The organism is Candidatus Uabimicrobium amorphum (assembly GCF_009002475.1).
Lineage (GTDB): Bacteria > Planctomycetota > Uabimicrobiia > Uabimicrobiales > Uabimicrobiaceae > Uabimicrobium > Uabimicrobium amorphum.
Genome location: NZ_AP019860.1, coordinates 3359022 through 3383836 on the forward strand (window position 1 = coordinate 3359022; position 24815 = coordinate 3383836).

The following is a 24815-nucleotide window of genomic DNA, read 5'->3' on the forward strand; positions in this document are numbered from 1 at the left end:
AGTTGGGGACATCCCCAACTTTCTTCATTTTTAAACGACACAATTGATTCTATCGTAATCCATTTCCCATTTGCGTCGCCCATTGTATATCACACAAAATTGATTGAGTACCTGCCAGCGATTCTTGTGATCATAGTACTCCAAAAAAGCCGCATGTTTTTGTGCTTCTTCGTGCTTCTCCATCGCGGCAACCGAAGCGCCCCCCTCATCATCCGACTGAAAACCGTAGATGCGATTAATGCTTTCATAGGGTTTTATTGTTGGTTGCGCCGGAAAATGTCCAATACCAATATCCTGAAGTAGAGAAACCTCTTTGTACTCGTATCTCCAATCCAAAATGAGATCTTTTTCTCCTGGGACCGCTACGCGAACTCTCATATCGTTTACTGCGCGCGTCACAGCCCCATTATTGATAAATGTCACGGGAAAGACTAATTTAACAAGGCGATTGTCGCCTGAATTCAGAGGTTGTGCTGCGTATACTTTAATGGGCAGAGCTTTCAACTTCCCCAGCTTGAAACGACTGTAGTACAGCGAAATCAATGCCACAACAGAACCAAAAATAGACAGTAAGAACGAAATATTGTCACTCACTTCAAAAGCAGACAATACAAAAACAAAGTCTTCCATAAGGTACTCCTAAAAAACGAGATATTCACTGACCATGCAAAAAGACAACACCTAAGTCTGAGTTTAAATCCATTGCTGTTATCATAGCCTATACAACATAAATCTTTTCCAAAGTCAAGATTCCGTTGCAATTATTTTTCACAAATGAAAAATAGTCATTGGCTATCACCTAAATTTTTGCTACAAAAGAATATACACAACTTGAAAACCCACAGTAAGGATGTTTTTTCGAAAACATAATGATCAAATGACGAAAGTTTTAGGTAAATATAAAATTCTAGAAGAACTCGGTCGTGGAGGTATGGGAGTCGTATATCGAGCTTATGATATCCATCTCCAACGTGATTGTGCCATTAAAGTATTACTTCCCGAAGCAATGGACAACCAACGCGCCATTCAGCGTTTTAAAAGCGAAGCTCTTGCCGTAGCAAAAATCAATCATCCAAATATCATTCAAATTTTTGAAGTTCACCAACAAAAACCGTATTTTTTTGTCATGAATTATGTCGAAGGCATACCCCTTGATAAGCACCTAGAAAAAATTGACTTACAACAAAAGTTACATCTGTTCAGCAAAATATGTCTTGCCGTAGCTTTTGCACACAAAAAAAGTATCCTACACCGTGATTTAAAACCCGCAAATATCTTGGTCACCAAAGATGGTCAACCCATTATTGTTGATTTTGGAATTGCAAGAAACATTGAGCACACCACTGGTTTGACAAAAACAGGTGATCTTATCGGAACCCCCAAATACATGTCACCTGAAGCAGCACGAGGAGATAGTGTAGATGAACGCAGTGACTTGTATTCTCTCGGGGTAATCCTATATCAAATGCTAACAGGCAACGTTCCATTTATCGGAGACAATGTTGTTGAACTGCTTTTTCACTTAACCACACAAGACCCCATTCCCCCTTCGCGCATCAATCCCAAAGTTGCGCGTGAAAGTGATATTGAAATCGTCTGTTTAAAAGCGTTGGAAAAAAAACCACAAAAACGCATCGCTAGTGCACAGATGTTCTATGATGAAATAAAAAATATTCTTCACAATCGTCCCATTAGCCTAAAGCCGCCTAGTTTATGGCAAAAGGCATGCAATTTATACCGTAAAAACTACATTGTTTTTTCTGTGGTTCTTATTTTAATCACAACCCCTATATATTTTTATCTTGTAGAACGATCTTACACGGCAAGCTTGAAAACAAGCTACATAAATACAAAATGCGACTTTATTGATGGTACTTTAGAAGCCATATATACACAGCGACGCTCTCTCGATGTGCAAAATGCTTATAAGAAAATAGAAAAGTGTTATGAGTACCTAACCGAAATCATGGAAGCAATTCCCCCACAAAAAACGCAACAAATTTCACGCAGAATAAACAGTCACCTAAAATTTTTAATTCTCACAAATTTTCCACAAATCACACAAAAAAAAATACCGGATGACTTCGCAATACGCACGCGCATTTCGCTTTCTCCCGACGGGCAGCTTTTAGCTAAACTATACTACGACAAAAAATTTTATACCTCTATTTGGAAAAAAACATCACACGAAACATTAGATGAATTGGTAAAATTACCTTGCGCGAACGAAAAAGTCAAAATTGCCCAATTCTCCCCAGACAATCGTTTTGTGGTATACCGCAACCCGCAACATTTCTTGACCATTTTCGATTTACAACGAAAGAAAAACATATTTAAATATAAAGATGGACTTCCCATTCATACGCAATTTGTCGAAGGCAGTCGCTATGTTATTTTTCCGGCCTTTGAACAAAAATACCAATGGTATATTTTTGATACACAAACGCAAAATTTACAGAAACTCCTCGAAACAGATAAACCGGAAAAAGCCCTAGTATCCGCCGACGCAAAATTCCTCATCATAGGAACGGTAGATAACATCCTTATCTACGACTTGCCCCAACGTCGTTTGCACGCAAAAAAACCAACGTTAACTAGGCGCTCATACCAAATGGTTGTCAGCCGTAATAGTAAAAATCTATTCATACTTGCCATGATAAATGCATTTGTCATCGACCTACAAAATCCTGAAAAGGTCCTAAAACGTGCCACCAAATACATCAGCCAAAAATCTATGCCACCACTGGCAACCGGAAATTCAAGATTTCTGTTCAGTGATGAAAGAGGAAACCTAAACGTTCTCTATGCTGAAAAAAACAAACTCAATATCACAAGTAAAATTCAACATAATGATGGTGTTATTGAGGAAGGTTATTTTGCTCCGGATAATTTTGTCATTTTATCCAAAGGCTCGACCATTGAAGTACAAAACCTTGACGTGAAAGACTTAATTACAACACTGAAAATGCCCAGTAGGATGGAAGACGCGCAAGTAGAATTAAATGATAACGGATTGCATGTGACCGTTGCCATGCAAAATTTAGTAAATGAGTACACGTTTCCTTTTACCAAATTAACAATACAAGACCCCACCCTACGTTCTTTGATTAAGATAGAAAAAAAAGGTCGCTCCTCAGTCGATTTGTTAAAAAAACTTATTGTTAGTGACAACATGGTTTTACACGCCAACGATTTTGCATTTGTTGTTTGGTACGATAACAAATTCTTTTTTCAAAAGTTCTGGGAAGCATCAACACACATGTTGTTTCACGAAAAAACCAAACAATTACATGTGTTTTTTAAAAACATGGTCAAAATCTACGACTACCAAAATGGAAAGGTGCTTGGGCAATACAAAGTCCTCCTTCCCAAAGAAGAGCAAATTAACCAAGTACTTTTTTCCAAAGATGGAAAAAATCTATATATTACGATGTTCAACAAATACTCGCAAAAGTATCGCCTAGTTAAACAAAATATTGCGGGGTCATTGATCAATGAAATAAGTTCCATAAAATACAAAGGTTCGGTGATTCATGAACTCCAAGATCACTTGATCATAGGTCTTGCTGAAGACTTAAGAAATAATGGAGAATTTTGCATTATCAAGCCTTCGGGCGAGACTGTTTACATGAGCCAGATAACAGAAAAAGTACGTCACGATCAGATTTCGGCTATTGCCGTCAGTGACAACCAACAGTTTTTGGTGGTCGGCGACGTAACAGGAAAAATAACCATTTGGAAAAATGCCGTAGAACCACAACTCGTGACCTCACTACAAACAGTGGCCGGCATAGAAAGAATTATCATTGATCCCAACAGCACTTATTGTTCATTTTTCACACAAAACAATATATATATTTGCGATTTGCGCAACCCCTTGCGGTTGTTTACTATTTACCGTGGGCATCATAAATTTGGAAAATCCACATTCAATCGTAGTTGGACAAAAGCCTACCTTCCCGATGCCAGTCACGAAATATTAGTTTTTGACCAAGATTATTTCGTTGATGACGATACATTCATCAAAAAATTGCGCTACTGCGACTCCGCGCTCTCAAACACGACAGACTTAGCCACATACGTCAACATGGTAAAAAAGCATCTACGAAAACACAACAAGTAAAAAGGACATCTTATGATAAATGGGTGGTTTGTAAAATCCAATCGCGACGGAAAAGTTGTCGGCCCCTACTCTCTAGAACTTGTTAAACGCTACATCAAAGAAGGTAAAATAAAACCTGGTGAACACATTATTTCCCAAGATAGTAGTATATGGAGAAATATCGACTATATCACAAATCCAAATGCATCAAAAACACTTGGAAAATACAGACTTCTAGAAGAATTGGGACGTGGAGGCATGGGAGTTGTTTATCGCGCTTTTGATGCCGAATTGCAACGTGAATGTGCTTTAAAAGTATTGCTATCGAATAGTGATAATGACGCCATAGAGCGCTTTAAAAGAGAAGCCATTGCCATAGCCAAAATCCGCCACCCGAACATTATTCAAATCTATGAAGTACATCAGAAAAAACCATATTTCTTTGCAATGACCTACATTGATGGTTTGCCACTAGACCAGTACATTTCCAACCTGGACCTAAAAGAACGACTACATTTGTTTCACAAAATATGTACGCCTATCGCTTTTGCGCACCAACAAGGAATATTGCATCGCGATTTAAAACCCGCAAATATATTAATTTCCAAAGAGGGAGAGCCAGTCATTGTAGACTTTGGAATCGCCAAAGATATCGATCACACCGCGGGCCTAACCAAAACAGGTGCTATCGTAGGAACTCCCATCTACATTCCGCCAGAAGTCATCCAAGGTAAACCCGTAGACCAGCGCAGCGATGTATACTCACTGGGTGTCATTCTATACAAAATGCTGACAGGTCGTGTTCCGTTTTTTGGAGAGAACGCCATTGAAATTATGATGCGCACAACCTCTGAAGATCCTATTCCACCTTCGGTTCTAAATACCGCCATTGCCAAAAATAGTGACCTTGAAATTGTGTGCTTGGCAACTTTAGAGAAAAAACAACGTCACCGCGTTTCCAGTGTAGAATATTTACAAACAGAGATAGACAATATTTTACATCAGCGTCCCATCAGTTTGAAACCTCCCAAACCCTGGGAGAAATTGAAAAAATGGTGTAAAAATCACCCCATACATTTATTGACACTTCTTTCTCTAACTGCCATTACCAGCGTAGCTTTTGTCGTTGCATATAACCTACGCCGACACAGTGTGGAAGTAGAGCGCCAAGCAACAAAAATTATCATGGATGCTCAGCAACGTGAGGTCGCCGCGATCCAAAATGCCATCGACATTACCCTAGAAACACTAAAAACAGAAACCGCTACACAGCACATATTCACCAGTTTCGCCAAAATACAACTTTGCTATCAGTACCTATACCAAATACAAGACAAAATTTCCCAAGAACAAACAAAGAGTATTTATCGCAAACTTAACTCACATCTGCGCTTTAGCATACTCAGTAAGTTCCCCAATGTTGTGCAAAAGACCATTCCAATAAATGGTCATAGTATATGCTCTAACGATGGTAAATATATTGCCACTTTATCCCGTCAAAACAAAAGGGATATCATATATATATGGAAAAATGAGGATGGTATTCCACTTACTACCGACAATATTTTTTACAAAATATACGATGCAAGTAATACATCAATGCGATTTTCTCCCAACAACAAATTTATTGTATATAAAAAAGGTGAGAAACTAACTTTTTTCGATCTACAACAAAAAAAACAAGTTTTTACTCATCCCGGTAGTATTCGTTTCATAAAATTTTCGCAAAACTACTGTGCATTTTACTGCATAAGCCAGCGGCGACAAGCACTTTTGAATTTGCGTACTTTAAAAGTAGAGCATTTTGCATTGCAAAATTTTTGTCCTATGATGATTTCTCCCAATGAGAAATGGCTTGTTATTCATCATCGTACGCAACAAAAATTCCTCATATACAATATACAAAACAAAAGTCTACAGGAATATACCAATAGTATTCTTGGCCGAGAATGCCATCTATCATTTTGCGACAATGAAAACAAAATATTTATTGTCGGTTTGGCAAACGTGGGTGTTTTTAACATTGCGAAACGCCAGCTCACCACAGCGCCATCATCGTTGTTCAGCAAACGCTTAGCCGTAGCTCCTATTTCGACAATGCCCTCTTATTTTGCCATCGGTAAAAAAGATGGTAAAATCGTTCTTGTCAAACAAAGTATCAACGACTCCATTTCCCACGAAACATTTCCCAATTATTCAAATGTAAGTGTTTCACAGCTTACGTTTGTGTCTCCTACCTTTCTCACCGTAGAAAAAAATAAGATTATCGAAATCCACGATATGTATGCAAAAAACCCCATTTTGATTTTTGACGAAGGCGAATCGATAAGAAAACTACACGCTTTAGAAAAGGATGGCTTACGCATAGTTTTTACCAAATCGCAGTCCTATAACGAGTACAGGTTTCCATTTCAAAAGCTAAATCTTTCCGCGAATATGAAAAAAATAATGCAAAGCCTGAACTCCTTTAATAAAAATCTAAATCCAATGCAGGGAATTATTGCGGATGGTGAAGATGTCGTTGTGTATATTGGACGTTTAGGTTTTGCGGTGTGGAAAAAAGGAAAACCTTTTTACAAATCCCACCTCAAGGACGCCGCATTAAATACATATAGAAAAAAATCCCAACAACTATTTACCTACTCACAAAATGACGGAGTAATAGACATTTACAACGTACTCGATGGCTCTTTGGCGAAAAAAGTCAGACTCAATAGACAAAACAACCTTGCAACAGCCTTTGAGTTGTCTCGTAACGAAGAAATATTATATATTGCCACGCAGTTACAAGGCATAATACTAAAATACGACCTAGGAACGCAGTCTATACAAAAATACTCTACTGTAAATGGTATAGTTCGCAAAATAATTGAATTGCAAAACGGAAATTTGCTTGTGGTGAGTCTGCCATCAAACGTTCATATAGTTCAACCAAACGGAGACAAAGTTCGCATTCCCGCAAACATCTTGTATCCAAGTACCATTGCCGTCAATCACCAACAGACTTTTTTTGCCGTTGGCAGTCTAAATGGCGAAGTACTGTTGTACAAAAATGCAAGTTCTCCACAACTTTACCATACCGCAAAAGTTCATGGAGAAGTGCAAAGAATGTCTTTTTCCCCGAATGGTGATTACTTAGCCGTATTTGTTGGCAACCACATATACATTTACGATGTACAAAATCCCACAGATAAATTTGAAATGTACACGGGTTACTATAAAGCAAAAGGTATGAATTTTAACAACCGTTGGTCAAAAGCTTACATCGCGAATGCGATCGGAGAGGTGATGGTCTTTGACCAAGCGTATATTTTCGACAAGCAAAATTTACGCAAAAAAATCCGCCAATGTGAAAAAATCATCCCACCGAAAAATGATAAATCGTTGGTGTTTTATATGAATCGTATCGAAGAAAAAATTCAAAAGTAAAAAGATTTGTGCTATTCCCATACAGAATATTAATTGAAAATCACACCTACAAAGTTACAATACTACAAGTAATATGGGAATACACGGGAGTTTTAGATCGGAATTTATATGTCGCAAACCTGGTTCGTCAAATCCAATAAAAATGGTAAAGTCTTTGGACCTTATACCCAAGAACTTTTGCAGAAATATATTGAAGAAGGAAGAATAAACCGCAATGAATATGTTATTTCTGCAGACAACAATACTTGGCATGACATCAATGCCAATGCGACACCTGCTATTGAATCCATGCAACAACAACTAGGCAAATATAATATCATAAAAGAACTTGGTCGCGGAGGTATGGGGATTGTTTTTCAAGCGGAAGATACACAGCTTCAACGCATGTGCGCTTTAAAAGTATTGCTACCCGAATTACGCTGTGATCTCCAAGCTGTCCAACGCTTTCAAAGTGAAGCCAAAGCAGTTGCGCAAATACAGCACCCAGGCATTATACAGATATATGAAATTTGTCAAACCCCTCAATATTTTTTCGCCATGGCTTACGTCGAAGGACAAACGCTTACACAATATATTCAAAACAAGAGCATGGACGACAAATTAAAGGTCTTCTACCTTGTTTGTGATGCCATTGAGTTTGCTCATAGTAAAAAGATATTACACCGTGATTTAAAGCCAGATAATATTCTCGTCGACCAAAGTGGTGTTCCCATTATTTTAGATTTTGGCATTGCAAAACATATTGGTCAATCCACTGACTTAACAAAAACAGGAGATGTTTTTGGCACTCCGAAATACATGTCTCCTGAAACAGCAAAAGGTGAAAAAGTAGATCAACGTAGCGACATTTACTCTTTGGGAGTTATCTTATACGAAATACTCACAGGAACTGTTCCTTTTACCGGAGAAAATTACATCGAACTATTGTTTCACCTAACAACAAGCGATCCGATTCCACCATCGAAAATCAATGTATCTATACCTCGCGACGGCGACTTAGAAATTGTTTGCTTAACTGCCCTGGCAAAAGATCCGAAAAAACGTATTCCCGACGCCGCATTCTTAAAATCAGAGATACACAATATCATTCACAAGAACCCGATAAAATTAAAACCACCAACGGCATGGCAAAAATTTGGAAAATGGCGAAAAAAAAATCCAGTGGTGCTCGCCACGTTTACAGCGATGCTTATTATTGTTTGTGTTGCTCTTTCTACAATGTTTCTTGAGCAGCGACATAGCCAAAAATTACAACGGCAAACGCAAAACGAAATGGCAAATATAAAAATAGAAGCCATACATAGTACACTAGAAACCATTGACGCAGAAATGGCAGCACAAAATATATTTGACAGCTACAACAAAATAACGCGCTGCTATCGCTACCTTTCTGAAATTATCAACACTATCTCCCCAAAAAAGGCCCAAAATCTTCACCAACTTCTCAATATGCATCTGCGTTTTGATATACTCAATAAATTCCCAAAAGTAACGGAAAAAAAACTTCCGCAAAGCCCATATCCCCCTATATGCTCTCCGCAAAATAAATATATCATCAAAATGTACATCGCTAACAACGTACCGAATTATTATATCTGGGAAAACACACAGCAACAATTCACATTAGAAAATATGTATCTCAAAATTTCTCATGTTCACAATTACAACGCCGTTTTATTTTCCCCCAATAATCAATACCTGATGTTAAGGCTTCCCAAGGACACGTTTGCCATTTTTGACTTAGAAAAACGTCAACAAATTTTTTCGACGAAATACTGTATTGTCGAAGATGCGTGTTTTTCTGCGGACAGTCGCTACTGTGCATTTCGCTTTGAAAAAGCCAACGACAAACGCAAAGAGCGTGCCTGCCACTTACTAAATTTATCCACGGGGAAAATACGAAAATTTCCGATTGAGGTCTACGGCAACATGTTAATTTCTCCCAATGGTAACTGGTTTATCATTCAGGAGAAACAACAGAAAAAACTTATTATCCACAATATTATCAACAACAAAAACTACGAATATACAGATGACATTTTCAAATATACCTGTCGTATGTGTTTTACCGAAGAGAAGAACAAAGTGTTCATTGTGTCCAATGTAAATATGAGCATCCTCAATTTGAAAAAAAATACGCTAGTGTCTTCACCGTCGTTACTCTTAGGAAATTTTATCTCTGCTGGTCCAATATTAACCGTTGACTCACATTATGCCATGGGCAAAAAAGACGGTAAATTGATTTTGGCCAAGAAAAATATAAACGACAGTATTTTTCAACAACGACTCCCTAGCTATTTCAACATGCTTGTATCACACTTAAAATTTCACCCACAAAATTTTCTTGTTGCCATTCGAAACGACATCATTGAACTCAGAGATATATACACGGGCAACGTCATATCAACATTTGCAGAAAATGGCACCTTACATTCCATGCAATTGCAATCGCAAAATGGATTAAAACTAAGCTTGACAAAATCTCAATCTTACAAAGAATATACTATTGCGTTCGAAAAGCTACAGATAAACGATGCCGGCATCAAAAAAATATTGTCAAGATTTAAAAGTCTTATGCACGACCTGGACCCTACACTGGCGATGATCGCCTACAAAGATATTTTTATCTATACAGGGCACATTGGGTTCATCATATGGAGAAACGGTAAATGTATTCCCAAACCCATCTTTGAAGACATCTCGCGCATAAAGTACGATATACGTAATGAACAATTGTTTATTCATTTTGCCAGCGGAAGAATAGATATCTACGATGCACGAAACGGTTTATCCGTCCGTACATTTAAAAGCCGTATACGCAGAGCTGTGGCGGATTTTGCCATTTCCAGGTACCAGGACTGCATTTATATTTCTTACAATTCTCCCTGCCGCGTTGTCAAAGAAAATTTAGACACAAAAACCGAAGAGATACTGCTTGAAACACAGGGGTCCACGAAAAAAATTTTAGAATTAGACAAAGATACTCTCCTTGTCGCATCTGAAACCTGGGATTATACCAAAATGGCTCTTTATGTTCTAAGAGCAGGGAAGCCCCACACTCGTATACTTCCCAAGGTACGATTAAACAAAATTGTTGCCTTAGCCGCGGACAAAACCAATACTTGCTTTGCCGCGGGAGATAACATTGGCAACATTTATGTATGGAATGGTTTGTCGCCAAAGACGTTCAGAACAGCCAAGGTCAACGGTACGATCAAAGGACTTTCCTTTTCTCCCATGTCAGAATATCTCAGCGTAACAACAAAAGAGAATGTACATATCTACAGCACAAAAGATCTCGACAAACGTTTTGAAATATATCGTGGATTTTTTAAGGAAAAAGGCGTTATTTTTAGCAAAGATTGGAAGAAAGCGTATATTCCCGATGGACTAGGAGAGATCATGATTTTCGACCAAAGTTTTCTAATAGATGACGAAGCAATGTTTCGCAAAATAGAGCAATGTGACCAAATGATCTCGGCGAAAACTAACGAAGGTTTGATGTATTACATGAACAAGATTGAAAATGTACTCAATAATACGAAATGATGAATAGATGGAAAAAATAAAGCAACTACAAAATAAAGGTGTCATTATCCCCTTCCCACAAATGGTATTTGTGGGTGAAGAGGTCCATGTAGAAAATATAGAACCACGAGTAACGCTTCACCCCGGTGTACGCGTCACCGGAGAAAAAACATTACTCGGAGCAAACAGCGAGTTAGGTAAAGAGCATGGCGGGATCTATAAAAATGTATGCTGCGGACGCAATGTTACTCTGGGAAGCGGTAGTTACAATAATAGTGTATTTCTCAATCATGTCGAAATAAGATCAGGTGCCGAAATGCGCAAAGGAACGCTGTTCATGGAACACGCACGTGCGGCACACACAGTAGGATGCAAAATGACGATTGTCGGCATGTACGCCACCCTTGGTAGCTTAATCAATTTTTGCGATATCTACGTTAGTGGTGGCAGTGACAAACCCTACGCTTTTAGTGAAATCGGTAGCGGTGCCGTGCACTACAATTTCACCCCCGAAGGTTTGAAGTTTGGCTCTCTTGTAGGTCCTGGAGTCTTAGGAGAAATGCTGGGTGTATTCCCACGAGTTTTCGTAGGAGGTCAAACACAAATTATCGCACCTTGCCAGATAGGAAGCGGTAGCCTCATTCCTGCAGGAGTCGCCGTTCGCGAAAAAGTCGCGGCAAACACCATGGCAGTATCTTCTCCTGTAAAACCAGGACACAAACCCTATTACAGTGAGCTACTTACCAACGTCCGTGAAAAACTTCTGATGACCACTGAGCTAATACTTCACTATACATTGTTAGAAAACTATTTTCGTGAAGTGCGCTGCGCTTACGCCCAATATCACAACGACAAATTCTTGGAAAAACTATATATTGCTTCTGCAAATTCTATACGCAGCAATATAACCGAAAGAACCAAGTGGTTGTTTGAGAAAACAGAAAAAGGTCATGATTTACACCTAACGGCCAAATTGACAAACTCACTCACAATACACCGCGATTTACAAAACAAAAACTGGAAGAAAAAAGCGGCTTTTCATCGCAAAAACATAGAAGAACACCACATGATCCTCACCACACAAGAATCTCTCTACCAAAAAGTAAAGTCTCTCTCGCAAATAAAAGCATCCCTCCCCACATTCCATTTTGACAAATCTTCATTTTGCGAATGTATTTCTGATCTCGACACCAACACCAAAAAACAAATTTGCCAAATTTGGCAAACAATTCTTCGCGAACAGCAACAAGAATTGCGTACAACAATGGAGAAAAAAATGTCAGAGCCAACACCGAACTCAAAAATTAGCGATCATTTAGAAATCTTACGCAACAAACAACAGCTCATCGTCGACTTCCGTCACTTGAGCAACAACTTAGGTATTGTAAATGACGGCAACAAATACAATGCTCATGAAATAGACGCAACTCTTGGTACAAATAGTCACGAAGTCATACATCACCTCACTTCACTAGACGACGCCATGGTAATTGACTGGAAATTGCTACGAGATTTTGTCGCAAGCACAAGCGATTGGAAAGGCTTCGTGGATAAATCGCTATTTCGCCTTCATGGAACAGATGGTATTCGCGGTAATGTCCACTACCTCGACGCACATGTACCTTACGCTGACGCCATTGTCCGCTATATAAAACTCGGAGACATCACCCCGCAGCTATGCTACCTTTTGGCATACGCCAGTGTTCAAGCTTTCGAAGCCATATACAAAACAACTGCGGTCGTGGGAATTGGTAAAGATACGCGCGACTTGTACTGCAATGACCCCTTACGCAGCGACTGTCTGTACACAGCCTTACAGGAAGGTATTGCTGCCGCCGGGCACTCGGTCTACGATTTAGGAACTATGCCCATTGCCAACGCTCCTTATGTTTTAGCTAGCGAAATGCCACAACAAAATCCAATCAATATACTTCTATACAAAAGTGCTTCGCATAACCCTGCTTCTCAAGACGGACTTAAAATATTTATCCGCGATGAGCAAGGTCGATTTGTCAAAGCAATGAGCAATATGGAAAACGCCATCACCGCGTTAATGTTCTATCATGCATCCGACATACAACGCTCCTCTACGTCCGAGGTACTGTGCTTGCAAGAGGAGGCACAAAAAGTGTTTACATCTGTTGTCACGCAACAACAAAATTTACCAGGAAAAACGACACAAGATGTAGCGATTATTTGTGATTTGTCACATGGCGCTTTATCGGCAACACACTACAAAGAAGCGCTGCAACTTGCGATACAAAAATGTGGCATTGATTCTATTGACTGGGTGGGAGACAAACCAAATGGTCTTAATATCAATAACAATAGCGGTGACGACCGTGTTGGTGCGGGGCATTTTGAAAATATAGAACACCTCACACGTTCTGACATAGAACCTGGTGGAAAATACAATGGCTTTCCGGCACTAAAAAAATTATTTGCTTACAAAGACAAACCGCAAACCACAGCTTTTGCTATTTTTATGGATGGTGATGGTGATCGTGGAATTACTGCCGTTTATAACCCTCAACTTGATATTGCTCATATCTTTGATGGCGACAAATCACTATTTTTACAAATACGTTCTGCGGTAAACCACAAATCTTTGCCTGTGGGAACCGTCATTGCATTTACTGTAGATTCAAGTATTCCCTTTATGAACGCAATGAAAAATTGTGTGCGCCAACTTCATCCCGTAGATTTTGTCATGAGTGAAAACGTTCGTAACGACAAAGTAAACTTGTGCATCACTCCCATCGGAGACAAATACATACTTCAACAGCAGTCTCTTGGAGGAGAAAAATCAGGGCACATCATTCGTTGTAATCGCGTAATTTCTCAAGACAAAGAACACGATGTTTACGTAGGAAATGGCTTTCTCGCCAATATACACACGGTATTTTCGATTCTCGATTTACTCACAACCCAACGCGATTTTTCACAAATAAGCGAGTTGTACCCTACGCCAAAAAGTATCAGTGTTTATGTATACTTTGTGAAAAAAGAATTGTGGTATTACGAAAGTCCGCTGTGGCAAAAAATAGTGGCGTGTATACAGCAGCACTTTAGCGACTACACTTTGTTACAAACTAAATTTGCCCAAGAACCGGACACCTTGTTTTTTTGTAGTAGCCAAAACGATGTGTTTGAATTTTCCATCACCGCTCGCCCTTCAGGAACAGAAAACAAAATGGGCGTCAAGTTTTCAGGCACCGCGCAGAATATCGAGGCCTTCACCGACATCAGCGAAGAAATCTTCTTTGTTCTCGCTCATGAAATGAAAAACTCAGATTTAAGTGCCACGCAAATAGAAAATAAGGTACTACATCTACTCACGCAAGACAAACAAAACATCGTAGACATACAAAACGCATTAATTCCCGAAGAAAATGCCATTGAAACAGCCCAGTTTTTTGCCGTTGTCGAAGCTCTCGCCAAACAAAAACTTGTCTCTTACGATGGTAAATCAATCACACGAAGCCCTAGAGGTCAAAAATATTTAGGAGACGCGTAATGCATCGCCAAGCAGCTCACGCAGGTTTTTTTTACCCACAAACAAAAAAACAATGCGAAATTATGTTCGAAAGATGGAAGGCGCAACAAAACGAAATACACAGTGATGGCGATATTTGTGCGGGAATAGCTCCTCATGCAGGCTGGATGTTTTCGGGATATACAGCCTATCAAGTTTTCGACGCATTGCACCGCGTAGTTCCCGATGCAAAAACATTTATTGTTTTTGGGGCGATTCATATACCCGGGGTTTTTGCTCCTTGCACTTGGGGAGCTGGAACGTGGAATACACCTTTGGGAGACATAGAAATTGCGCAAGAAATTACCGAACAACTTATCGAAAATAAAATCGTCGAAGTCAATGCAAATGCACACATGCACGAGCATTCTATTGAAGTTTTGTTACCGTTTATACAACATTTTTTTCCACAGGCCAAATTTGTCCCGATTATGGTACCCGTAATGTCGTCGGCAAATACGCTAGGTAAAAACATTGCTCAACTTGTTTTTGGTCAACAGGAAAGCAACAACACCACTATCGCCATTTGTTCCACAGACCTGACGCATTATGGATCGCGTTTTGGCTTCAACCCAGCAGGTTCAGGTCACAAAAGCTTAGAATGGGTAAAAAATAACAACGATAAAAGAATTATTGATTTGATGTTACAACTACAAGACGCTAAGATTGTAGAAGAAGTACAAAAAAATCAAAATGCATGTGGTGGTGGAGCAATTGCAGCAACTTTAATGTTTGCAAAAGTAGCGGGAAGATCCCAGGGGAAATTATTGCATTATACCACTAGTTGGGACGTAGATCCGCAAGGTGAAATAGATAATTTTGTTGGTTACTCAGGAATTGTAATCTAAATGACAACAGAAATAGAGATAAAAGTTCTAGACATTTGCCAGGAAAACATAGAAAATAAAGTAAGGGAACTAGGGGCCTCGTTACAAGGCGACTGGCTTATGGAGACGCTCATCTTTGATTATCCAGATAGACGTCTTACCAAAAACAAATCGTATGTGCGTATCCGCAGCGAAGGCGAAGAGATAAAATGCACTTACAAAACACCTCTTGGTGCGCAAGATCAACATAAAATTATGCAAGAACACGAGGTCGTCGTTAGTGACACCGAGAATATGAAAAATATTCTTCTTGGCTTAGGTCTCGAAATCATACTCCACTTTGAAAAAAAGCGTAAGCACTATGTTTATAACGAATTCGTTTTCGATATAGACACATTGCCCAATATACCAACATATTTAGAGATTGAAGCTCCTTCTAGTGATAAGCTCATTGAAATGTTGAAAAAGTTGGATATTCCCGTTGACCAAGCAAATGCAATGGGTCCCAAGGAGGTGCTTGCGCACTACGGGCTCGATATCGATACAATCACCGAAATGAAATTTTAGGTGCAAAAATGCATAAAGATATTATCAAAGAAATTCACACTCTAAACGAAAAATTGCTAGAAAAGAATATCTTCAAAGGGGGAAAAGGTTTCTATCAATTGCTAGATGAAAAGCCGAACGTAAACAAAAGAAACGTGTTTTTCTGTCTGTCGATGGAAGAGGGCAAAAAGTATGTTATCGAATTTGCACCACCAAATTTAAATCACATTCAATTGCAAAAATATCTACGTCGTGCATTATTCTTACTAATTCTGGATCCAAAGCGCAATGTTGTTTCCGCACGAGATTTTTCCATTGATCCCAATCAAGGATTTGTCATTCTCGATTGGATTGCAGGTATCGATCTACACACTATTTTGCGAAAATCATCTCTCATTACCGTAAAAGAGGCTTTGTGGATCTTATCCGACTTAACCAAGGCGTTAGAGCATTTAGCCGATTTTTCTTTTGTACATCGCAATATTCATCCGCGTAGTATCATTGTTCGCAAAAAAACGGCGGATGTATACCTTGCCGGTCTTGAATATCTCGCGCAGTCGGATTTCATGGAAACAAAATTAGTGGACATCAATACTCATTACATCTCACCAGAATTAATGCGCTGCTTGCTATTTCCTGATAAAAATGTATACATAACACCTGCCAGCGATATTTACAGTATAGGTGCCATATTTTTTCACATGTTGACCGGTACGCCACCATTCAATCCGAAACGAGATGTCGAAAAGTGGAGTTCAAAACGCTATCGCGTACCAAAGCTAGAAGATGTTCGTGCAGATCGCAAACAAAAAAAGATGTTGCAATTCTTAGTGAAGAAAATGATGGACTTTGATCCCAACAAAAGATGGTCAACAATGGAAGTACGCGATTACGCTTACGATTGTTTGGGTATTACGGATCGCGATAAAGATATGCAGCGCTTTTTATAGGAAGAGTTATGGAACAAATACAAACCTTACCCAAATTGTCCCCACGCAAACAAAATGCCCACAAAGGAAGCTGTGGTAAAGTATTTATTATCGCCGGTTCACGTGGCATGATGGGAGCTGCGTACCTCACAACAGAATCGGTCTTGCGTTCTGGTGCGGGATTGGTCACCTTAGCCACTCCCGACAGTGAACAACGCGTTGCGGCAACAAAGTTAACTTGTGCAATGACCTATCCTCTTCCCTCAACGTCTACCGGAGCAGTGTCTTTTATGGCAAGGAGTAATATTGTTGATGTTACAAATGAATGCCAAGCCGTAGCCATTGGTCCAGGAATGTCACAACACCACTATACACAAGAATTTATTTACGATGTTATTCCGCGCTTACGTGCGCCAATTGTAATAGATGCCGATGCACTCAACGCGCTTTGCGATCGCAGTGACGTACTAAAAAAACGTAGTGCTCCCACAATTGTAACTCCTCACCCTGGAGAGTTCAGTCGTTTAGTGGGCAAACCTATTAATGAAATCGTAGAAAACGGTAAAGAAATTGCGATGCAATTCGCCCGTGATCACAACTGTGTTGTGGTATTAAAAGTCGCACCAGCGATCGTTGTCAGCCACGACAGTTACTACGAAAACACTACCGGAAATCCAGGAATGGCAACAGGGGGAAGTGGAGATGTTTTGACAGGGGTGATTACCGCCCTACTCGCACAGGGTTTTTCAGCATTTGCCGCAGCGCAACTAGGTGTTTACCTACACGGTGCTGCAGGAGATCTGTGCAAAGAATACATAGGAGAATACGGGATGATCGCCAGCGACATACTACAGTTTTTACCACATGCTTTTCAAATACATTTAAGTCAGGAATAAATCGTGGAATATTATCTTTCGGATAAAGAATTTATGCACGCCGCAATCCAAGGAAAATATCTCACTGCGGAGCAAGTTGCCAGGTGTAAGCAATCGCAAAAAAATGCTCCCAAGCACAAAGACAAAATGTTGCATGAATTAGCTTTATATCACAATTTAATGAGTGTAGAACAACTCGATCGGTTATACAAAGAAACACGCAAAAAAAACAAGGCACTCGCCATCGGAAACTACGAAATAAAATCTATTTTAGGTGAAGGTGGTCTTGGTGTCGTATACCTTGCCAAACAACTTTCGATGAAACGCAATGTGGCACTAAAAGTTCTCTATCGCAAATGGGTACAAGACGAAGAATTTCGCAAACGTTTTCTTCTCGAAGCGCGCATCGTGGGTAAACTATCGCACACGAATTTAATCCAAGTATTTGATATTGGTTATGATAAAGGTCATTACTACTTTTCTATGGAATACGTTCCTGGGTCTACCCTAGAACAAATCATCAACAAAGACGATTATATTCCTTTAGAAAAGGCAATGGATCATACCCTGCAGCTTCTAGATGCACTGAATTATATTTGGAAAAAAAACCTGGTACACCGCGATATCAAACCAAGTAACATTATCATAAACAAAGAACAAATTGCGAAGTTAGGCGACTTTGGATTTGTAAAGTCGAAAATGGACGAACAACTCGTACAAAACGACGATTTTGTCTTAGGAACACCCGACTATATGTCTCCAGAACAAGCCATGGGTAAAAACGACCTAGACTATCGCAGTGACATTTACTCCCTTGGTGCAACTTTTTATCACATGATCACCGGTTCTGCTCCCTACGATGGGTCTGAATCCGTTATTATTCGCCAACATATTAAAGCGGCCATTCCTTCCCCTTTAAGTATACGTGGTTCCATCCCACCAGGAGTTTGTCAAATTATCGAAAAAATGATGGCAAAAGAACCACAAGACCGTTACCAAAGTTATGAAAACCTAAAGCGCGACCTTGTACTAGTAAAAGAAGGTAGTTCACCAAAAGCGGAAAGACTCGACATCAATAAGTCCACGATTGCCCGTCAAGATTTTTTTGGCCTTCCGGCGCAAATCTACAAACTTGAAGAGGAAATAAAAAGGCTAAAATACCGCGAAATATACTATCAAATACTCATCGTAATACTTTGTTCAACACTCGTTATCATTTTACTACTCGCTGGCTAAACTATGAGCAAAACCTCTTTCGTACATCAATTGCAAACGAGCAATAAACTACATTTTTTTTTCTTACGTCCTATCTTGAAATTTGCAAGTATTGTATATGGTGTCATCACACATCTACGCAATCTGGGATACAAATATCATTTCCTATCAGGTAAATCGGTTCATGCGCCTGTAATTAGTATCGGTAACATCATTGCCGGAGGAACGGGAAAAACCCCTATGGTGATATGGCTCATCCAAAATTTCCCACAAAGTTTCCCCCAGACAATACTCCTTTCGCGTGGCTATGGAGGAGACGAGCAACAAATTTTTGCACAAGCTCTTCCACAAGTACCACATTTCACAGGCAGTAAACGCTACGATTCCGCGCAAAAGGCTCTGCAGCAATACGGAGAAGATATCGTATTTTTACTCGATGATGGTTTCCAACACAGACAACTCAATCGCGACCTAGATATCGTACTTATCGACGCAACTTGTCCATTTGGTTATAAGCACATGCTGCCACGCGGATTTCTTCGCGAATATCTAAGTAACCTAAAACGTGCTGATGTTTTTATCATTACGCGTAGCGACATGGTCACGACACAACAACTACAAAAAATTCGCCAACAACTGCGTCATGTCGCGGGAGAAAAGTTACAGGTTCTCTCACAACATGTTCCCGCTTATTTTACAGAACTTACTAAAAAACATACGCAAAACAAACATACATTTACCGGCAAGAAAGCTGTACTATTTTGCGGCATAGGAAACCCCAATAGTTTTTGTTATTTAGTGGAAAATCTTGGGGTCGAAGTGATAGAATTAAAAGCCTTTGACGATCATTATCACTACACCACCGAAGATATAACCACGATCTGCCGTAGTGCGCAACAGCATCACGCAGACATCATCATCACCACAGCGAAAGACGCCGTCAAGATTAGCGAAGTAAGTGGCGAAATACCTATTTGGGTTTTACAAATAGAAATAGACATCACCGAAGGCAAACAAGAACTTATTTCAGTAATTGAAAATACGATTAGGAAAAAATCATGATTATAGTGCAAATGGTAGAAATAAAATGGGGAAAAGAGTATCGCGGTGCACCAAAAGCCAGTATTCGCAACGCCGTTCCCGAAGTGTATGAATTCTTGCCTTTTCTTTCCGAAAACAAGGCATATGGTTACCAATCTTTTTCATGCTATGCATGGAATGACTTTGCAAAAACACATATGGAAACAAAGGAAGAAGACTCTCTTCCACAACAAGATTCATGCATTGGTTTTTTCGAACAAGACGGTATGATAAAAACATATCACTTACCCAACCACTACGAAGGGGAAGGCATTGCATGGGAAAAGAGAAAATTCGCCTTCAAACTCGACGAGAATCAATGGGGACAAATAAAATTTAACGGACGTTACGAAGTTGATAGCGAGTGGATTTACTACAAAAACATATACAACATTGGGCGCTTCACCAATCCGCAGCCCGATATTTTCGTAAACAGTAAAGCAGATTATCTTTACGAAGATATGAAGAATATATTATAATTTAACCCTAAACTGCTAGTTGAGTTTCATCTAGAAACGTCTAATAATTTACTAAACACTTGTGTCATTACCGCGAAAGCGGTAAACCAGTAATGAGAATTATTCAGATTGCTAGATCCCCGTTTTCACAGGGATGACACGCTTACGGATTTTAACTAGCGATTAGGGGACTTTAGGAAAATTGTCATGCTCTTACAGGAATTTACCAACAAATTAAAGACGGAAATTTGCCAAAATATTAATAATGCATTTAGCGATGTAGAGGATATATCTCCCGATGCCATTCAGTTTAGCGCACCGCCCAATAGCGATATGGGAGACTATGCGATCGCGTGTTTTCCCTTCGCCAAAGCATTGAAAAAAGCTCCGGTAGCCATTGCTACCGACATCGCCGCAAATTTTACGCCTTCTTCTTTGGTAAGCAAAATGCAAGCCGTCGGACCGTATATCAATGTGTTTATCAACAAAACCCTTTTCAGCGAAGTGGTTTGTCGCACAGTAATGAAAGAAGAAAAAGACTACGGACGCGGAGAAAAGAAAAACAAAACGGTCATGATCGAGTATTCTTCACCGAATACGAATAAACCACTACATTTGGGGCATCTGCGCAACAACATTTTAGGTATGGCCATCGCCAATATTCTCGACTTTTATGGATACGAGGTCATTAAGGTCAACTTGGTAAATGATCGCGGTATTCACATTTGCAAATCTATGTTGGCCTATGAAAAATGGGGCAACGGCGAAACTCCCGAAAGCTGTGGAGAAAAAGGGGATCACTTTGTTGGTAAGTACTATGTTTTATTCGACAATAAGTTAGAAGAAGAAAAACAACAATGTGCCAAAGATCAAAAAATTGATCTCGAAAAACTCGCCACAGAAATTGGTGATCTAAAAAAACAAGTGCGCAACTGTAAAGATGCTGCACAAAAAAAAGAATTGCGTAAAAAGCTAAAAGACACAGAAAAATCGGTCGAAGATTTCAACAACGATTTCCTTAGCAACTCCAAGCTATACGGCGATGCGTTGGCGATGCTAAAAAAATGGGAAAACAATGACGCGGAAGTCCGCGCGTTGTGGAAAAAGATGAATGCGTGGGTAATGGATGGCTTTCATGAAACCTACGGCAAACTCGGCTGTGAGTTCGATAAATTTTATTTTGAAAGCGATACATTTTCTCTAGGAAAAAAGCACGTAGAAGAAGGTGCGCAAAAAGGTGTATTTGCGAAACACGACGACAATTCCATTTGGGTGAGCGGAGAATCACTAAAAAAACAAGATTCGAAAACCTTCAAAAAGTTTTCTCCTAAGGACAAATTATTACTTCGCGCCGATGGAACTTCGGTATACATTACCCAAGACATCGGAACGACTATTCTCAAACATAAAGACAAAGAACTTGACCAATGCTTATTTGTCGTGGGCGAAGAGCAAGAGTTGCATTTTAAAACACTATTCAGCATTCTCGGAATTCTAGATTTTTCGTGGTGGGAAAAATGCCGTCACATTTCTTACGGAATGGTAAATCTTCCCGAAGGAAAGCTCAAAAGCCGCAAGGGAACACGCGTAGATGCCGATGAGCTCGTAAAGGAAATGGAACAACGTGTCGTCGACATTATCACTGCCAACGAAAAAATCGATATCGAAGAAGACCAAATAGCGAATGTTGCCGAAGACATAGCCTTGGCCGCTCTAAAATTATTTTTACTCAACATCTCTCGCGAAAAAGCACTACTTTTTGATCCACACAAAGCAATTTCTAGCGATAGCGGTGACAGTGCTGGCAAGAGTGGTGCTATTGCCTTTACCGGCGACACTGGTCCGTATATCCAATACGGCTACGCACGTATTTGTGGTATTTTTCGCAACGCCAATGCCACAGCAACTACGGAAGTCGACTATGCGATTCTCCATTCCAAGGAAGAACAGGCAGTACTACAAAAAGTCGCTGATTTTCCTCAGGCAGTAGCCAATGCTGCCGAGAACGACAGTCCACATTTTATCACCACCTATTTGTTGGACTTGACAAAATTACTGTTCAAATTCTATGGTGTGCACCAAGTTATTAGCGACGACGAAGAGACAAAACAAGCGAGATTATTACTGTGCAAAGTTGTTGCCCAGGTTATTCACAATGGTATGAAACTTTTAGGGATGAATGTTCCCGAAAGGATGTAATATGGAACTCAATCGTACACTAGATCAAGTGACACCTTCTCTTACTTTGCAGTTGGTGGCAAAAGTAAATGACTTGAAACAACAAGGGAAAGATATCGTGGGCTTTACCGTTGGTGAGCCTGATTTCCCTACTCCGCAGCACATAAAACAGAGTGGAATTGATGCAATCAATGACAATTTTACGCGCTACACGGCGGCAGTGGGAATCAACGAACTAAAGGATATTATCGTCTCCAAATTAAAAACAGAAAATAATTTAGAGTACACCGCGCAAAATATCGCAGTAAACAATGGAGCCAAACATTCTATTTCCAATGTTCTCATGACTCTAATTAATCCAGGTGACGAAATTATCATCCCTGCGCCTTACTGGCTGAGCTATCCTGAAATGGTCACACTGTGTCACGGTAAAAGTGTGGTTGTACCAACAACAAAAGACTCTGGATACAAAATTACGGCACAACAACTCAAGGAAGCCATTACCCCCAAAACAAAAGCCGTGATCATCAACAGCCCCAACAATCCAAGTGGTGCCGTTTACAGTGAACAAGAACTACAGAGTTTGGTAGAGGTAATTGCCGAAAGTGGAATATGGGTCATTAGCGACGAAATCTATGAAAAACTAGTGTACGATGGTAACAAACATTTCTCACTGGCACAATACCCGCAAATCAAGTCACAAGTCATTGTGGTAAATGGGGTATCCAAAGCATATGCCATGACAGGATGGCGCATTGGTTACATCGCCGCCGAACCAGAAATCATCAAAGGCGTGGCCAAAATACAAAGCCAATTCACCTCCAGTCCATGTTCGATTTCGCAAAAAGCCGCGGCCACCGCCATTTCCGGTTCGCAAGACGAAGTGGAAAAAATGCGCAGTATTTTTGAAGATCGCCGTAACCTAGCCCATGATTTGCTAAATAAAATTCCAGGACTTAGTGTAGATAAAGCGCCCGGAGCTTTTTACCTATTTCCTCAATGTGAAGGCTACAACAAAGTAACACCTGAAGGCAAAGCCATCAACAGTTCACTAGATTTGGCCGATTATATGTTGGAAAAACACCATGTGGTGGTCGTTCCAGGAAAGGCTTTCGGCTGTGACTTGAATTTTCGCATATCGTATGCAACATCTCACGAACAGATAAAAAAAGGTATTGAACGTATACACAACGCCTTTGCAGAATTACGCGAAGGATAAGGAGGCAATTATTATGTGGGCAAGTATCCAAAACATCGAGCAGCCTGCCACGTTGCTAGAGGCAAACAAACTAAATGATAACAAAAATAGCGTTCTCTTTAGCGGAGGAACCTATTTAGTTGCACAAAAAAGTAAAGAAGTGCATACGCTAATTGATATAAATCACCTAATTGCATCAAAAATAGCAGAAGAAGGTGAACAAATATCTATTGGGGCAGGTGTAACTTTACAGCAAATGGAAGGTCACTTCGACAAAGATGTCATTGGTCGCAGTGCGCACCAATCATGCTATTCCAAAAATATACGCAACCAACGTACCATCGGCGGTGAGATTGCACAGAAAAGTACAACCTCACAGATAAATGTCTTACTACATGCCATAAACGTAAACCTCAAAGTTTTCGTCAACGATCGCACCACAGAGGTAGACATCAACTCATGGGATGGAGAAGGAATTATCAGCGAAATCGTATTTGCCAAAGATCGCAATGTCGATGTAAAGGGCTACAGTGTTATTCCCTCTGCCCCACCGTTTATTGTGGTCGGTTATAACTATACCACAAAAATGTGTGTTATTGGCGGACGAACAAATGGGTTTGCCAACTTTGTGGTCGAAGACGGTAAGATAGATGAAGCAGTAGAGGAGAAGTTGGCTGAATTTTTTGCCGATGACCACCATGGATCGTGCAATTATAAACGACATTTGGTAAAGGTTGCATTGCGAGACTTTACAGGTTAGATTTTATTCCATTCAAACCGCAATAAAAAACAAAGGGAATCGTGGTGGAATGTAGGGGCGGATCTTGTGTCCGCCCGTTCCCCAAATACAGGTGGACAATCATTTTCAACGACGAACAATGAATAATAACCTTTGCAAAAATTACACACGGCAAA

15 protein-coding genes are annotated in these 24815 nt (G+C 39.9%); 14 read left to right on the forward strand and 1 reads right to left on the reverse strand.

What is annotated here, in order from left to right; all coding sequences use genetic code 11:
- Positions 1 to 30: 30 nt before the first annotated feature.
- Positions 31 to 630, reverse strand: a complete 600-nt coding sequence (locus tag UABAM_RS11990; RefSeq protein ID WP_151968244.1) for a hypothetical protein — start codon at positions 628 to 630, stop codon at positions 31 to 33.
- Between the two features lie 247 nt (positions 631 to 877).
- On the opposite strand from UABAM_RS11990, the gene UABAM_RS11995 reads away from it, so the two are divergent.
- The 14 genes from UABAM_RS11995 (at position 878) to UABAM_RS12060 (ending at position 24660) form a co-directional block, all read left to right on the forward strand.
- Positions 878 to 4123: a serine/threonine protein kinase gene (locus UABAM_RS11995; RefSeq protein WP_173013268.1), complete on the forward strand. Its 3246-nt coding sequence runs from the start codon at positions 878 to 880 to the stop codon at positions 4121 to 4123.
- A 12-nt stretch (positions 4124 to 4135) separates the two neighbouring features.
- Positions 4136 to 7531 carry a serine/threonine protein kinase gene (locus UABAM_RS12000; RefSeq protein WP_151968246.1) on the forward strand — a complete coding sequence of 1132 codons (3396 nt, stop codon included), beginning with the start codon at positions 4136 to 4138 and terminating at the stop codon, positions 7529 to 7531.
- 108 nt (positions 7532 to 7639) lie between these two features.
- Positions 7640 to 11080 (forward strand): serine/threonine-protein kinase, encoded by a 3441-nt coding sequence (locus UABAM_RS12005; RefSeq protein ID WP_151968247.1) that lies wholly within the window; start codon positions 7640 to 7642, stop codon positions 11078 to 11080.
- 7 nt (positions 11081 to 11087) lie between these two features.
- A complete protein-coding gene (locus UABAM_RS12010; protein ID WP_151968248.1) occupies positions 11088 to 14576 on the forward strand; it encodes a hypothetical protein in 3489 nt (1162 codons plus the stop codon).
- The gene (gene amrB, locus UABAM_RS12015) at positions 14576 to 15442 is read left to right on the forward strand and encodes an AmmeMemoRadiSam system protein B (RefSeq protein ID WP_151968249.1); all 867 of its coding nucleotides are present in this window, start codon (positions 14576 to 14578) and stop codon (positions 15440 to 15442) included. Before UABAM_RS12010 ends, amrB begins: the two co-directional genes overlap by 1 nt.
- Entirely contained in the window at positions 15443 to 15988 is a 546-nt protein-coding gene (gene cyaB / locus UABAM_RS12020; protein ID WP_151968250.1) for a class IV adenylate cyclase, read from the forward strand.
- An 8-nt stretch (positions 15989 to 15996) separates the two neighbouring features.
- Positions 15997 to 16917, forward strand: coding sequence for a serine/threonine protein kinase (locus UABAM_RS12025; RefSeq protein ID WP_151968251.1), 921 nt, complete (start codon positions 15997 to 15999; stop codon positions 16915 to 16917).
- Between the two features lie 8 nt (positions 16918 to 16925).
- Complete coding sequence (locus UABAM_RS12030; RefSeq protein ID WP_151968252.1) at positions 16926 to 17792, forward strand: NAD(P)H-hydrate dehydratase; 867 nt, start codon at positions 16926 to 16928, stop codon at positions 17790 to 17792.
- Positions 17793 to 17795: 3 nt separating this feature from the next.
- Entirely contained in the window at positions 17796 to 19007 is a 1212-nt protein-coding gene (locus tag UABAM_RS12035; RefSeq protein WP_151968253.1) for a serine/threonine protein kinase, read from the forward strand.
- Between the two features lie 3 nt (positions 19008 to 19010).
- Positions 19011 to 20048, forward strand: a complete 1038-nt coding sequence (gene lpxK, locus UABAM_RS12040) for a tetraacyldisaccharide 4'-kinase (RefSeq protein ID WP_151968254.1) — start codon at positions 19011 to 19013, stop codon at positions 20046 to 20048.
- On the forward strand, positions 20045 to 20545 hold the full coding sequence (locus tag UABAM_RS12045) for a hypothetical protein (RefSeq protein WP_151968255.1): 501 nt from the start codon (positions 20045 to 20047) through the stop codon (positions 20543 to 20545). Before lpxK ends, UABAM_RS12045 begins: the two co-directional genes overlap by 4 nt.
- 186 nt (positions 20546 to 20731) lie before the next feature.
- On the forward strand, positions 20732 to 22723 hold the full coding sequence (gene argS, locus UABAM_RS12050) for an arginine--tRNA ligase (RefSeq protein ID WP_151968256.1): 1992 nt from the start codon (positions 20732 to 20734) through the stop codon (positions 22721 to 22723).
- A 1-nt stretch (position 22724) separates the two neighbouring features.
- The gene (locus UABAM_RS12055) at positions 22725 to 23921 is read left to right on the forward strand and encodes a pyridoxal phosphate-dependent aminotransferase (RefSeq protein WP_151968257.1); all 1197 of its coding nucleotides are present in this window, start codon (positions 22725 to 22727) and stop codon (positions 23919 to 23921) included.
- A 13-nt stretch (positions 23922 to 23934) separates the two neighbouring features.
- On the forward strand, positions 23935 to 24660 hold the full coding sequence (locus UABAM_RS12060; protein ID WP_151968258.1) for an FAD binding domain-containing protein: 726 nt from the start codon (positions 23935 to 23937) through the stop codon (positions 24658 to 24660).
- Positions 24661 to 24815 lie beyond the last annotated feature (155 nt).

Coding starts and splice junctions, on each gene's coding strand:
- UABAM_RS11990 (WP_151968244.1), bottom strand. CDS start 630: ATGGAAGACTTTGTTTTTGTATTGTCTGCTTTTGAAGTGAGTGACAAT.
- UABAM_RS11995 (WP_173013268.1), top strand. CDS start 878: ATGACGAAAGTTTTAGGTAAATATAAAATTCTAGAAGAACTCGGTCGT.
- UABAM_RS12000 (WP_151968246.1), top strand. CDS start 4,136: ATGATAAATGGGTGGTTTGTAAAATCCAATCGCGACGGAAAAGTTGTC.
- UABAM_RS12005 (WP_151968247.1), top strand. CDS start 7,640: ATGTCGCAAACCTGGTTCGTCAAATCCAATAAAAATGGTAAAGTCTTT.
- UABAM_RS12010 (WP_151968248.1), top strand. CDS start 11,088: ATGGAAAAAATAAAGCAACTACAAAATAAAGGTGTCATTATCCCCTTC.
- amrB (WP_151968249.1), top strand. CDS start 14,576: ATGCATCGCCAAGCAGCTCACGCAGGTTTTTTTTACCCACAAACAAAA.
- cyaB (WP_151968250.1), top strand. CDS start 15,443: ATGACAACAGAAATAGAGATAAAAGTTCTAGACATTTGCCAGGAAAAC.
- UABAM_RS12025 (WP_151968251.1), top strand. CDS start 15,997: ATGCATAAAGATATTATCAAAGAAATTCACACTCTAAACGAAAAATTG.
- UABAM_RS12030 (WP_151968252.1), top strand. CDS start 16,926: ATGGAACAAATACAAACCTTACCCAAATTGTCCCCACGCAAACAAAAT.
- lpxK (WP_151968254.1), top strand. CDS start 19,011: ATGAGCAAAACCTCTTTCGTACATCAATTGCAAACGAGCAATAAACTA.
- UABAM_RS12045 (WP_151968255.1), top strand. CDS start 20,045: ATGATTATAGTGCAAATGGTAGAAATAAAATGGGGAAAAGAGTATCGC.
- argS (WP_151968256.1), top strand. CDS start 20,732: ATGCTCTTACAGGAATTTACCAACAAATTAAAGACGGAAATTTGCCAA.
- UABAM_RS12055 (WP_151968257.1), top strand. CDS start 22,725: ATGGAACTCAATCGTACACTAGATCAAGTGACACCTTCTCTTACTTTG.
- UABAM_RS12060 (WP_151968258.1), top strand. CDS start 23,935: ATGTGGGCAAGTATCCAAAACATCGAGCAGCCTGCCACGTTGCTAGAG.